This window comes from Cupriavidus sp. 2KB_3 (assembly GCF_052115685.1).
Classification (GTDB): Bacteria; Pseudomonadota; Gammaproteobacteria; order Burkholderiales; family Burkholderiaceae; genus Cupriavidus; species Cupriavidus campinensis.
Map to the genome: position 1 here is coordinate 37,573 of NZ_JBFRHD010000031.1, position 12,707 is coordinate 50,279.

A 12,707-nucleotide genomic window follows, 5' to 3' on the forward strand; every position below is an offset into this window, starting at 1 on the left:
GGCCAGAGATGAATCGTTATCCGCTTTGGAAGTACATCGTGATCCTGGTGGCCCTGGCCATCGGCATCATCTATACCCTGCCGAACTTCTTCGGCGAGGCCCCGGCCGTGCAGGTCTCGTCCGCCAAGGCCACCGTCAAGGTCGACCTGTCCATGCAGAAGCGCGTGGAAGAGGTGCTGGCGCAGAGCCAGCTCCAGCCTGACGGCGTGTTCTTCGACGTGTCCGGCCAGTCCGGCTCGGTCAAGGCGCGCTTCCGCACCACCGACGACCAGCTCAAGGCCAAGGATGCGCTGAGCCGCGCGCTGAACCCGGATCCGGCCGACCCCACCTACGTGGTGGCGCTGAACCTGCTGTCCGGTTCGCCGCGCTGGCTGACCGCGATGCACGCGCTGCCGATGTACCTGGGCCTGGATTTGCGCGGTGGCGTGCACTTCCTGCTCCAGGTGGACATGAAGGGCGCGGTGGACAAGAAGCTGGACAGCCTGTCCGGCGATGCCCGCACCCTGCTCCGTGACAAGAACATCCGCCATGGCGGCATCGACCGCGACGGCGCGCGCCTGATCGTGCGCTTCGGCAGTGCCGCCGACGGCGACCGCGCGCGCAGCGTGCTGGCAGACAGCCTGCGCGAACTGTCGTTCACGATGGACGGCAACAACGTGGTCGGCACGTTCACCGAAGCGGCCCGCAAGGCCGTGCAGGACGCTGCCGTCAAGCAGAACATCACCACGCTGCACAATCGTGTGAACGAACTCGGCGTGGCCGAGCCGGTGATCCAGCAACAGGGCGCGGACCGCATCGTGGTGCAGTTGCCCGGCGTGCAGGACACCGCCAAGGCCAAGGACATCATCGGCCGCACCGCCACGCTGGAGGCCCGCCTGGCCGACAACGATGCGCCGCGCAACCCGCGTCCGGGCGACCCGGTGCCGTTCGGCAGCGAGCTGTTCACCCAGGGCAACGGCGCGCCGGTGATTCTCAAGAAGCAGGTGATCTTCACCGGCGACCGCATCGAGTCCGCCTCGGCCGGCTTCGACCAGAATCAGCGCCCGTCCGTCAACATCAAGCTCGACGCCCAGGGCGGCCGCGTGCTGCGCGACGTATCACGCGAGAACATCGGCAAGCCGATGGGCATCGTGCTGTTCGAAAAGGGCAAGGGTGAAGTACTGACCGTGGCGACGATCCAGTCGGAACTGGGTTCGAGCTTCCAGATCACCGGCTCGTACTCGACCGAAGCGGCCAATGACCTGGCGCTCCTGCTGCGCGCCGGCTCGCTGGCGGCTCCAATGGAAATCATCGAGGAACGCACGATCGGCCCGTCGCTGGGCGCGGATAACATCCAGAAAGGCTTCGACTCGGTGGCCTATGGCTTCGGCGCCATCGCCGTGTTCATGGTGCTGTACTACATGCTGTTCGGCATGTTCTCGGTGGCCGCGCTGGGCGTGAACCTGCTGCTGCTGATTGCCGTGCTGTCGATGCTGCAGGCCACGCTGACGCTGCCGGGTATCGCGGCTATCGCGCTGGTGCTGGGCATGGCCATCGACGCCAACGTGCTGATCAACGAGCGTATCCGCGAGGAACTGCGCTCGGGGGCCTCGCCGCAAATGGCCATCGCGGTCGGTTTCGACCGCGCATGGGCCACCATCCTGGACTCCAACGTGACCACCCTGATCGCCGGCCTCGCGCTGCTGGCCTTCGGTTCGGGCCCGGTGCGCGGCTTCGCGGTGGTGCACTGTCTGGGCATCCTGACCTCGATGTTCTCGGCGGTGTTCTTCAATCGCGGCTTGGTCAACCTCTGGTACGGCCGCAAGAAGAAGCTCCAGAGCGTGGCCATCGGCCAGATCTGGAAGCCGGACACCGAAACGCCGGTCGCCAAGTAAGCACGGACACATCAGGACAACATCATGGAATTTTTCCGCATCAAGCGCGACATTCCGTTCATGAAGCACGCGTTGGTCTTCAACGTGATTTCCTTCCTGACGTTTGCCGCAGCTGTCTTCTTCCTCTGGCAGAAGGGCCTGCACCTGTCGATCGAGTTCACCGGCGGCACGGTGATGGAGGTGACCTACTCGCAGGCGGCCGACCTTGAGAAGATTCGCGGCCAGGTCGGCAAGCTTGGCTACACCGACGTGCAGGTGCAGAACTTCGGCACCTCGCGCGACATCATGATCCGTCTGCCACTGCAGAAGGGTCCGGATGGCAAGACGGTGACCTCGGCCCAGCAGAGCGAGCAGGTGATGGGCGCGCTGCAGGCTGCCACGCCGGACGTGAAGCTCCAGCGCGTGGAGTTCGTCGGCCCGCAGGTGGGCAAGGAACTGGCCACGGACGGCCTGCTGGCGCTGCTGTGCGTGGTGGCCGGCATCGTGATCTACCTGTCGTTCCGCTTCGAGTGGAAGTTCGCGGTGGCGGGCATCATCGCCAACCTGCACGACATCGTGATCATCCTGGGGTTCTTCGCGTTCTTCCAGTGGGAATTCTCGCTGTCGGTGCTCGCGGCGGTGCTGGCGGTGCTCGGCTACTCGGTCAACGAGTCGGTCGTGATCTTCGACCGGATTCGCGAGAACTTCCGCAAATACCGCAAGATGAGCACGCACGAAGTCATCGACAACGCGATCACCAGCACGATGTCGCGGACCATCATCACGCACGGTTCGACCGAAATGATGGTGCTGTCGATGTTCTTCTTCGGCGGCCCGACGCTCCATTACTTCGCGCTGGCCCTGACGGTGGGTATCCTGTTCGGTATCTATTCGTCGGTATTCGTGGCTGCGGCGCTGGCGATGTGGCTGGGCGTGAAGCGCGAGGACCTGATCAAGGGCGAGAAGAAACCCGGCGATACCAACGACCGCAACGACCCGAACTTCGGCGCGCAGGCCTGACGGCTGGCACGCTGGAAACGAAAAAGGCGCCCTCGGGCGCCTTTTTCTTTGCCATGGCCGGACTCAGTCCGACAGCTGCTCGATCCACACCGCGAGGCGGTCCGAGGCGAAGGTCTCGGTCCGCACGCCGGCACGTGCCGAGATGGCATCGCCCTCGCGTTGCAGCCGCAGCGCGCCACCCGCCTCCTCGATCCATAGCAGAACGGCCAGCCAGTCGGCGTGCCCGGCCGAAACCGCCTCGCCCACCGGGTTGCCGACGAACTCGCCGAGCGCCGCCGGGGCAAGCCAGGTCACGGTATCGCCGTCGCGCCGCACGGCGCTGTCGCCCAGCGTTTCGGCCAGGACAGCCACTGCGTCGGCGGCGCCCTTCCCGGTCAGCCGGCCTCGCAATTCGGCGAGCCGCATGCCCACTGCGTGGCCGAACGTGCCGCTGCGCTGGCTTTCCGCGCCGACCAGGTCGGCGTAGTCCAGCCGCTGCCAGTCAGGCTCCGCGTTGCGCGCGCCAGCCAGCGAGGTGCCGGCCAGGTAGGTTTCCACCGGCTGGAAGCGGCCGGGGCCAATCAGGCTAGCGCACAGCGCCTGCACCATGCCGACGCGTGTGGCCACGGTCTGCTTTTGCAGCACCGACAGCTTCTCGCGCAGCAACTGGTCACGCTCCTTGCGCAGCCCGGCCAGCTCCAGCGCCTGCTTCAGCTCCATGCGCAGCGCAGTGATATCCCACGGCTTCTTGATATAGCGGTGGATCTGGCCCTGGTTCACCGCTTCCACGGTCTGGTCCAGTTCCGAATAGGCCGTGGTCAGGATGCGCACGATATGCGGGTAGCGCTCGCGCGCGTAGCGCAGCAGTTCATTGCCATACTCGCCCGGCATACGCTGGTCCGAAACCAGCACGGCGAGGCTGCCGGCATGGGCGTCGAGCAGGGCCTTGCCCTCCTCCACCGAGCCGCCGGTCACCACCGGGGCCAGCTGGCCGATGGCGCGCTGGAAGTATTTGACGGCCGTGGCCTCGTCATCGACGAACAGAATCGCCGGGGGTGCCTGCGTAGTATTCAGTTCGCTCATCGATCACTCCTGTGCATACGATTCTTGAAATTTGGGAAATCGAGGGTAACGGTGGTGCCGGCGCCGGTTGCCGACGCAATGCGGATGCCGCCGCCGAACGACTGCATCACGCGGTTGCAGAAAATCATGCCCATGCCGCTGCCGCCGGCCGCTGCGTGCGTCGTGACCGGGTCCACGAGCAGCCGGTCCATCACTTCCGGGGGGATGCCGGGACCATTGTCGGCAATACGGATCTCGGGGCGCTCGCCGGCCACCACCACGAAGCGCAGCGCCGGCGTGGGCACGTCGCCCAGCGCCCGCAGCGCGTTGCTCATGACGGATGACAGCACCAGCGCCACGCAATTCGGCAGCGTTGGTACCGGGAAATCGCCATGCAGCTCAACTTGCACCCAGTCACGTTGGCTATCGGCAAAAGGATAGGTATCCAGTAGCGACGCCACCAGCGCGCCCGCGCTGACCTCCTGCCCGACACCGGGCCTGGGCGTCGCGGTGCCCGCGCTACTGCGCACGGACTGCAGGAACGACGACAGCACCGCCAGGCAATACTGGGCGTTGTCATGCATCGCGCCGGCCGCATGGCCGATCTCGGCGTTGCGCTGCGGGCTGTACTCGCCTGCCACGCGCGAGCCAATGCCGCGCGCGAAGTTGGCGATGGCCGCCAGCGGGGTGTTCAGTTCGTGTGCCAGGAACGCCAGCGTCTCGTCGATGGCCATCAGCCGCTGCTGACGGACCGCACGCTCCCGACTCCGCTCGCCGGCCAGCCGCAGCACGTCGCGGATCTCGGCCACGGCCAGCGGCTTTTCAAGAATGCGGAAGACCTCGCCGCTGTTCACGGTCTTCAGCAGCATGTCCTTGTCGGCGTAGGCCGTCACGAGCAGGCGCACGATATGCGGATATTCCTGCGACACCTGACGCAGCAAATCGCCGCCATCTCGCCCCGGCATGCGGAAATCGGTCACCAAAATCGAAATCTGTGCATGATGCGCGTGCAGCACTGCCATGGCGTCATCGGCACTCGTGGCCGACAGCACCTCGTATTCGTTGCCGACCGCCCGCGCGAAGTACTTGCACGCCATCTCCTCGTCATCGACGTAGAGGACGGTCGGGCGCGGCTGGCTGGTATCGCTCATTGCCCCCTCACTCCGCGCGCGGCAGGTCGAAGCTGAACGCGGCCCATTGACCCAGTTCGCTCTCGGCAAACAGCACACCGCCGTGGCGCTCGATGACCGCGTAGCTGATCGACAGCCCGAGGCCCAGCCCCTGGCCCACTTCGCGGGTGGTGAAGAATGGCTCGAACACGCGCGCGAGATGCTCCGGCGCGATACCCGGCCCGTTGTCGCGTACGGCCACGTGCAGCCGGCCGTCGGTCCACTTCACCGTGGTGTGGATGGCCGGCTGCTGCGTGCCGGCCTTGCGCATGGCCAGCGCGGCATTCGAGAACAGGTTGATCAGCACACCGATGATGGCCGCTTCGTCGCCCATCACGAGCGTATCGTCGGGCAATTCGCGCGTCACCTTCACGCCGCGCAGTTCGTGCGCGGTCAGCCGGACGGATGAGTCAAGCGCCTTCTCGAACAGGAAGGGGGTGCCCTCTACCTCGGCTCCCGGCTTGCGGTAGGCGAAAGTCTTCAGGTCGGAGACGATATGCTGGATACGCTGCATGCCCTGCTTGGCATCGACCAGGCACTCCTGGAGCCCCGGCTCGTTCTTGGTGACCGGTTCCTCCATGGCCACCTCGATCGCCATCAGGCAGAAGTTCACAGGATTGTTGACTTCGTGCAGCAAACCCGCCGCCAGCGTACCGATGGCGGCCATCTTCTCCTGCTGGAGCATCTGGCCCTTGATATCGACCAGCTTGCGGTTGATGACCTCGAGTTCGGTGTTCTTGTCGGCCACTTCGGCCTTCAGGCGGAACAGCATGAAGCGCGCCCGTTCATTAAAGAACGTGTACACGCCGCTGGCCGCCGCGGCAAACAGCAGGAACAGCGAATTGACGATGAAGGTGCCCATCGGTTCGACGCCGCCCGAGTGCAGCAGGCAGGCTGCCGCATAGAGCAGGTACGAGAGCACGCCGAAGACGAGGTTCTGCCAGAGCCCGAACGGCAGCGCGATACCGGACGCGAAGATCGCCAGGTTCAGGCCCACGTAGTACGGCGACTCCACGCCCTCGGTCTGCGAGATCATCCACGCAATCATGATCTGCGGCAGTAGCAGCCACGACATCGTCAGCCACGGCGCGAAGCGGCGGCCGGCGTTGCTGTAGAGCGCCACGATCACCCCGGCGATCAGCAGCGACACCACGATCCGCGCCACGGCGAACGGCAGCTGCTTGTCCGGATACTGGCCGTAATCTAGCCCTACGCCCAGCAACACCAGCACGATGGCCGTGTAGGCGCCGCCCCGGCTGAACGCCAGGCGGAAGTCGGCCAACTCGGACTGGTAGCCGGCGTACAGCTCGTTGCCACGCGGGGCCGGGGCAGGCGGCGCCGCCTCGGCGTCACTGGATAGCGGCTTCGGCGAAGACATTGACGCCGGTTTCATCGACATAGAGTCGGTGGGCATTCGAGTTCTCCGGCAGCAGCGAGGCCATGCCGGCCTCGTCGCGGTAGATCAGGTACCACTCCAGCAGGTGCTCCATCCCGAACTTCTCGGGGTTGTCGGAGTGGACGTTGGTAACCAGCAGATGGCCGCCCGGACGCGTGCGCGAGGCGAAGTAGGTCAGCAGCCGCGAGCAGACCTTGTCCGACAGGTAGTCGAACAGCCCGGCGCAGTACACCGCGTCGAATGTGCGCGTGGTGGGGTCGTCGGGCGAGATCCGGCGCTTGAGCAGGTCATGCACCGACTGGTGGACCATTTCGACGGACACCTTGTGCCCGGCCGAAGCCGCCGAGCGCTCGATGGAATTGCGCGTGTACGCGAGCGTTTCCTCGCTGAAATCCACGAGCTGGAACGACAGCAGTTCCGGATTCGGATACTCGCGCACGAAGCGCTGGATCTCGAACGCCGGCCCGCAGCCCACGTTCAGCACGCGGAACGGCCGGCCTTCGGCGCGCGCGCGCTCGGCCTGGCGGGTCAGGTAATCGACCAGCAGGTCGATCCGGTTGCGGTGCGCAGTGGCCACCGCCGCCTTCAGGAACGCCGTGTTGACGATCTGGAAGTACGTGGTCGGCCCCTGCTGCGGGTCGCTCAGGATCTGGTTGACCATTTCGTAGTCGCCGGCATAGCCGAGCGGCTTCGTAAACGTCCGATAGACGAACGGCGCGCGCAGCAGCAGCGGGTGCAGGGCCGCCTGGGCGTAGGTACGGTGCACGGGGGCGATCTCGGGGTCCACCTGCTGGGCCTCGCCTTCGAGCCAGTCCAGGTACACCTTGACCTTGCCCATCAGTGGCAAGGCCAGTTCGTAGAACACGTCCTCGCGCAGCCGCCCCTCGGTCTTGGGCAGCGACTCGGTCAGGTCCACCTGCTCGACCCAGCGCGACACCTCCGAGAGGTAGGCGCGCATCTCGTTGACCACGATCTGGTAGTCGCGGCGGATATTGAAACGGGTGTCCCAGTCCTGCACGAACAGCTCGGCCTCCCGCGCGACCGATTTCGGTGCGTCGTTGACGTCGGTCAGCTCGCGCCATTCGTCGATCAGCGTCAGGGAGACCACGGCGGTCAGGCCGGTATTCACCAGGCTCATGACCACGGCCTTGCCGAGGTAGGCGTTCTTCGCCCCCATCCGCACGCTCAGCTCACTGAGCACCTCGCTGACCTGAACGATCGAATAAGGATTGTAGATTTCCATCACCAGCGACTTGCGCTGAAGATTGATGATCGTGCCCCGCACCTGCTCGCCCTGCGAGTTGCGGAAGCTAACTACCGGATCGATTTGCGTTTTGGAGTACACGGTATCGCGCCAGGGAAATCCAGGGAACGCTGTGGGCCGGGGCGCCCAAAGGGGCAGGCCGGGTACAGCTCAGGCAAGAAGCTTGCGGCGGGGATACTGGAATCAGGGAATGCAGCCAATACTCATAACGATGCGCGTGACCGGTTATGGGGCAGACGCACGCCGGGAGTGGCAGGCGCGGCGCCCCCGAGGGTGGGACTGCGGCGAGCCATTGTACTGTGGCTGCCGGAAACCATACAACAATGCTTCCGCGCCATAAAGAGGGGTATCGGCAGGAACGAAAAAAGGGCCGGCATGTTGCCGGCCCTTCTCGTCTTGTAACAAACGCCTGACTTAGTCGGCCTTGACGGCTTCCACCTGGATCGCCAGCTTGACGTCCTGCTTGAAACCGTACTTCGCGCCGTAGTCGATGCCGAAGTCCGCGCGGTTGAACTGGCCCACCGCATCGGCGCCGCATGCCTCGCGCTTGAGCATCGGGTGCTCGATGCACTTGAACTGGCGAATTTCCAGCTTCACCGGCTTCGACACGCCGCGCAGCGTCAGCACGCCATCCACCTCGGTCGGCACGTCGCCCTTGAACTTCGAGAACTTGCCCTTGTACGTGGCTTCCGGGAAGGCCTGCACGTCAAACATTTCCGGGCCCTTGGCGTGCTCGTTCAGCTTGGCGTTGCCGAAGTCGATCGACGACGGGTCGATCTTGATCTCGACCGTGCCGGCCTTGGCCGCGCGGTCCAGCGTGACCACGCCGGTCGACTTGTCGAACTTGCCGCGCCAGTTGGACAGGCCGCCCAGGTGGTCGGCCTCGAAGCTCGGGTAGGTGTGGGTCGGGTCCACGTTGTAGGTCACGGCGTTGGCCATGGCGGCGCCGGCGGCCAGCGTGGCGGAGGCAGCGGCAACGGCCGCGAACAGGGTGCGCATCTTCATGTCTGGGTCTCCCGTCAAAAGGTTGGAGAGGAAAGTCGAAATTCAGCGAAAAATCGGTGGGCGGGCACGCGGCCCGCCTCAGCCCTTCTTCGCCGGGGTCACGATATGGAACTTGATCTGCACGTCGTCGGCCACCACGGAAGTGTCCTTCCATTCGCCGTCGCCGATATTGAACACGGTGCGCTTGATCGGCAGCACACCGTCGAACACCTGCCCTGCCGCGTCCTGCTTGTACGTGGCAGGCACCACCACGTCCAGGGTCTTGCCCTTGATGGTCAGCTTGCCGGCCACATCGTACTTGCCGGCCGCGCCGGCCTTGATAGCGGTGGACTGGAACACGGCTTTTGGATACTTTGCGGCGTCGAACCAATCCTTGCCCTTGACCTCCTTGGTGGTCTCGGCATCACCGATTTCGAAGCTCGACACGTCGATTTCCACCTTGGCGGACGACGTGGCCAGCTTGGCCGGGTCGAAATCGACCGCGGCATCGAACTTCTTGAACTTGCCTTCCATCGGCACGCCGATCTGCCGTGCCGTGGCGGTGACGGTGCTCTTGGCCGTGTCGATCTGCGCCCAGGCCAGGTTGGCGGCCAGGCCGGCCGTGGCCAGCGCGGCGGCCACGACGATGGCGCCGGGACGGGTCATGCGTTTCATCGGTGCACTCCTCTCAGGAAAATACGATGTCATTCAGCGCAGGAACGGAATCATCCGGGCAAGCGTGCCGTCGCGGTCGATCACCTGGTGCTTGATGGCGGCGGCCGCGTGCAGCAGCACGATGCCCGCCATCAGGTAGTTGAGCCAGGCGTGGACGGCCTGCAGGATCGGCTTGAGCGTGGTATTGGCCTCGATCAGCACCGGCATCTTCCAGAGGCCCAGGTAGACCACGGGCACGCCGGCAGAGAGGCTGTAGAAATAGCCGGTCAGCGGCACCACGAGGATCAGCAGGTAGAGCAGATGGTGCGCGGCGGCGGCGGCGCGGGCCTGCCAGGCCGGCGTGCCGGCTGCCACAGGCGGCGCGGCGTGGGTGGCGCGCCACAGTACGCGCAGCACGGCCACGGCGAAGATCGTCACGCCGAGCCATTTGTGCCACGAGAAGAGTTTGAGCTTGGTCGGCGTCAGGCCTGGAATGCCGGTCATGTACAGGCCCAGCCCGAACGCCGCGAAAATGCCGAACGCGATCAGCCAGTGCAGGCCGATTGCGGTCGCCGTGTAGCCATTGGCACCCTTGCCGCCGCGACTGCGCGCGACGCTGTGCACCCCGTATGAAGTCATGTTTGTGAATCCCTTCGATTTTTCTTTTTGCGATCGTCCGGACCGGGCGATTCGCCAGCGGGGGCTTGTCTCGCCCTACCCTGCTGGCAGGAATTCTCGCATTATTGGCATTCGTCCGGGTGCTGTGAGATGCGGAACTTCATGAAGTCATTCAAATGATTTGATGTGACGCATTGTCGCAGGGGCAAAAAAAGGGCCGGCGCAATGCCAGCCCTTCTTCCACATCGCTCCAGACCCTTACGGGTCCCAGGCGTGGTCAGATCTTGTTCGCCAGTTCCACGGCCTTGCCGATGTAGCTGGCCGGCGTCATGTCCAGCAGCAGTTGCTTGGCATCGTCCGGAATCGCCAGGCCCGACACGAAGGTCTGCAGCGCCTCACGCGAGATGCCCTTGCCGCGCGTCAGCTCCTTGAGCTGCTCGTACGGGTTCGGCACGCCAAAGCGGCGCATCACGGTCTGCACCGGCTCGGCCAGCACTTCCCAGCAGTTGTCGAGGTCTTCGTTCAGGCGTTCCGGATTGGTTTCCAGCTTGCCCAGGCCGCGCAGGCAGGCCTCGTAGGCCAGCAGGCTGTAGCCGAACGCCACGCCCATGTTGCGCAGCACGGTGGAGTCCGTCAGGTCACGCTGCCAGCGCGAAACCGGCAGTTTTTCCGAGAGGTGGCGCAGCACGGCGTTGGCCAGGCCGAGGTTGCCTTCCGAGTTCTCGAAGTCGATCGGGTTGACCTTGTGCGGCATCGTCGACGAGCCGATCTCGCCAGCCTTGGTCCGCTGCTTGAAGTAGCCCAGCGAGATATAGCCCCACACGTCGCGGTTCAGGTCCAGCAGGATCGTGTTGGCGCGCGCGATGGCGTCGAACAGCTCGGCCATGTAGTCGTGCGGCTCGATCTGGATGGTATACGGGTTGAAGCTCAGGCCCAGGCGCGACTCGATCACCTGCTTCGAGAACGCTTCCCAGTCGAACGTCGGGTAGGCCGACAGGTGGGCATTGTAGTTGCCCACCGCGCCGTTCATCTTGCCGAGCAGTTCCACGCGCTGGATGCGCTCGATGGCGCGCGCCAGGCGGGCGGCCACGTTGGCCATTTCCTTGCCAAGCGTGGTCGGGCTGGCCGGCTGGCCGTGCGTGCGCGACAGCATCGGCTGGGTGGCGTTGGCCTTTGCCAGTTCCACCAGGCGGGCCTGCACGCGCTGGAGCGTGGGCACCAGCACGCCGTCACGGGCGCCCTTGAGCATCATGCCGTGCGAGGTGTTGTTGATGTCTTCCGAAGTGCAGGCGAAGTGGATGAACTCGCTCGCGGCCTCCAGCTCGGCGTTGCCCTTGACCTGCTCCTTGAGCCAATACTCCACGGCCTTGACGTCGTGGTTGGTTACGGCCTCGATGTCCTTGATGCGGGCGGCGTCGGCTTCGGTGAAGTTCTCCACCAGCGCCTGCAGCTTCGCCTCGGAATCGGCCGAGAACTTCGGCACGTCGGGCAGGCCGGACTGGGCCAGGGCGATCAGCCAGTTGACCTCGACCTTCACGCGGTTGCGCATGAAGGCCGCCTCGGAGAGCCACTCGCGCAGCGCGTCGGCCTTGGCGGCATAACGGCCATCGATGGGAGACAGTGCGGTGAGCGGCGAAAGGGATGGGGTGGACATGCTGGCAACCGGGAGAAAGAGGGGAAGACGGGGTTCCGCGGGGGCGCGGTAACCATGCGAAGACTGGCGAAGCGGGCGGCTTCAAGCGACCGATGCGCCGCACGGGGCGAGCCGCCGGGCGCGCCATCGGACCTGCCGCCGGCACGCCACAAAGGGCTGGCCGGCATCGCGCAACGCGGGATTTTACCATCGCCCACCGCGCCTGTGCGGTGCGCCATGGGTCAGGCGACACCGAGCGTGCGAAGCGCCGCATTGACACGGCATGCGCGGGCCGGCGCGGGTATACTCGCGCTCGCCGTTCCAGTAGCCTGTTATGAAGTCCATCGACATGCCGCCCGCCAGGGCGCCATGGCAGCCGCAGAGCGTCGATGCACTTCATAACAAGCTCAAGGGGAGAACATGAAGCTGTATGCGTCCCACACCAGCCCGTACGCGCGCAAGGTGCGCGTGGTGCTGGCGGAAAAGAAGGTCGACTACCAGATGATCGAGGAAAACGTCTGGTCGCCCGAAACCACCATCGGCCAGTTCAACCCGCTCGGCAAGGTGCCCTGCCTGGTCATGGAGGACGGTGGCGCGGTCTTCGATTCGCGCGTGATCGCCGAATACGCCGATACGCTGTCGCCGGTTGGCCGCCTGATTCCGCAGGGCAGCCGCGAGCGGCTCGAGGTGCGCTGCTGGGAAGCCCTGGCCGATGGCCTGCTCGACGCCGCGCTGCTGGTACGCCTGGAAACCACCCAGCGCGAGGCAGGCCAGCGCAGCGAGTCATGGGTCCAACGCCAGCGGACCAAGATCGACGCCGCACTGGCCGCGATGGCCTCGGGCCTGGGCGAGCGCCCGTGGTGCACCGGCATCCACTTCACCCTGGCCGACGTGGCCGTGGGTTGCGCACTGGCCTACCTGGACTTCCGTTTCCCGAACATCGGCTGGCGCGAGCAATACCCGAACCTCGTCGCGTTCCAGGAAAAGATCGAGAAGCGCCAGTCGTTCATCGACACCGCCCTGCCCTCGGCAGGTTGAGCGCAGGCTCAGTTGGCTGGCGCCAGATGTGCGCCAG

General features: G+C 65.2%; 11 protein-coding genes. 3 read left to right on the top strand and 8 right to left on the bottom strand.

Annotated elements, in window-relative coordinates; genetic code table 11:
* The first annotated feature begins 8 nt into the window (after positions 1-8).
* On the top strand, positions 9-1,874 hold the full coding sequence (secD, locus tag AB4120_RS25950) for a protein translocase subunit SecD (RefSeq protein WP_149137433.1): 1,866 nt from the start codon (positions 9-11) through the stop codon (positions 1,872-1,874).
* Positions 1,875-1,898: 24 nt separating this feature from the next.
* A complete protein-coding gene (gene secF, locus AB4120_RS25955; RefSeq protein ID WP_144202504.1) occupies positions 1,899-2,873 on the top strand; it encodes a protein translocase subunit SecF in 975 nt (324 codons plus the stop codon).
* Between the two features lie 63 nt (positions 2,874-2,936).
* Here secF and AB4120_RS25960 read toward each other — a convergent pair whose 3' ends face one another.
* The 8 genes from AB4120_RS25960 to purB all read right to left on the bottom strand — a co-directional run bounded on the left by AB4120_RS25960 (position 2,937) and on the right by purB (position 11,653).
* On the bottom strand, positions 2,937-3,935 hold the full coding sequence (locus tag AB4120_RS25960) for a response regulator (RefSeq protein ID WP_441643015.1): 999 nt from the start codon (positions 3,933-3,935) through the stop codon (positions 2,937-2,939).
* Positions 3,932-5,065: an ATP-binding protein gene (locus AB4120_RS25965; RefSeq protein WP_441643016.1), complete on the bottom strand. Its 1,134-nt coding sequence runs from the start codon at positions 5,063-5,065 to the stop codon at positions 3,932-3,934. Before AB4120_RS25965 ends, AB4120_RS25960 begins: the two co-directional genes overlap by 4 nt.
* A 7-nt stretch (positions 5,066-5,072) precedes the next feature.
* On the bottom strand, positions 5,073-6,461 hold the full coding sequence (locus AB4120_RS25970; RefSeq protein WP_262389696.1) for a sensor histidine kinase: 1,389 nt from the start codon (positions 6,459-6,461) through the stop codon (positions 5,073-5,075).
* A complete protein-coding gene (locus tag AB4120_RS25975) occupies positions 6,433-7,824 on the bottom strand; it encodes a class I SAM-dependent methyltransferase (RefSeq protein WP_149137430.1) in 1,392 nt (463 codons plus the stop codon). Before AB4120_RS25975 ends, AB4120_RS25970 begins: the two co-directional genes overlap by 29 nt.
* Positions 7,825-8,157: 333 nt before the next feature.
* A complete protein-coding gene (locus tag AB4120_RS25980) occupies positions 8,158-8,748 on the bottom strand; it encodes a YceI family protein (protein WP_092298839.1) in 591 nt (196 codons plus the stop codon).
* 78 nt (positions 8,749-8,826) lie between these two features.
* Positions 8,827-9,402, bottom strand: a complete 576-nt coding sequence (locus tag AB4120_RS25985; RefSeq protein ID WP_149137429.1) for a YceI family protein — start codon at positions 9,400-9,402, stop codon at positions 8,827-8,829.
* 33 nt (positions 9,403-9,435) lie between these two features.
* Complete coding sequence (locus tag AB4120_RS25990; RefSeq protein WP_149137428.1) at positions 9,436-10,020, bottom strand: cytochrome b; 585 nt, start codon at positions 10,018-10,020, stop codon at positions 9,436-9,438.
* A gap of 256 nt (positions 10,021-10,276) precedes the next feature.
* Positions 10,277-11,653 (bottom strand): adenylosuccinate lyase, encoded by a 1,377-nt coding sequence (gene purB / locus AB4120_RS25995; RefSeq protein WP_149137427.1) that lies wholly within the window; start codon positions 11,651-11,653, stop codon positions 10,277-10,279.
* Positions 11,654-12,052: 399 nt separating this feature from the next.
* Between purB and AB4120_RS26000 the strand changes: the two genes are divergently transcribed.
* Positions 12,053-12,670 carry a glutathione S-transferase C-terminal domain-containing protein gene (locus tag AB4120_RS26000; protein WP_144201449.1) on the top strand — a complete coding sequence of 206 codons (618 nt, stop codon included), beginning with the start codon at positions 12,053-12,055 and terminating at the stop codon, positions 12,668-12,670.
* Positions 12,671-12,707 lie beyond the last annotated feature (37 nt).

Coding starts and splice junctions, on each gene's coding strand:
- AB4120_RS25965 (WP_441643016.1), bottom strand. CDS start 5,065: ATGAGCGATACCAGCCAGCCGCGCCCGACCGTCCTCTACGTCGATGAC.
- AB4120_RS25980 (WP_092298839.1), bottom strand. CDS start 8,748: ATGAAGATGCGCACCCTGTTCGCGGCCGTTGCCGCTGCCTCCGCCACG.
- AB4120_RS25970 (WP_262389696.1), bottom strand. CDS start 6,461: ATGTCTTCGCCGAAGCCGCTATCCAGTGACGCCGAGGCGGCGCCGCCT.
- purB (WP_149137427.1), bottom strand. CDS start 11,653: ATGTCCACCCCATCCCTTTCGCCGCTCACCGCACTGTCTCCCATCGAT.
- AB4120_RS25960 (WP_441643015.1), bottom strand. CDS start 3,935: ATGAGCGAACTGAATACTACGCAGGCACCCCCGGCGATTCTGTTCGTC.
- secD (WP_149137433.1), top strand. CDS start 9: ATGAATCGTTATCCGCTTTGGAAGTACATCGTGATCCTGGTGGCCCTG.
- AB4120_RS26000 (WP_144201449.1), top strand. CDS start 12,053: ATGAAGCTGTATGCGTCCCACACCAGCCCGTACGCGCGCAAGGTGCGC.
- AB4120_RS25990 (WP_149137428.1), bottom strand. CDS start 10,020: ATGACTTCATACGGGGTGCACAGCGTCGCGCGCAGTCGCGGCGGCAAG.
- AB4120_RS25985 (WP_149137429.1), bottom strand. CDS start 9,402: ATGAAACGCATGACCCGTCCCGGCGCCATCGTCGTGGCCGCCGCGCTG.
- secF (WP_144202504.1), top strand. CDS start 1,899: ATGGAATTTTTCCGCATCAAGCGCGACATTCCGTTCATGAAGCACGCG.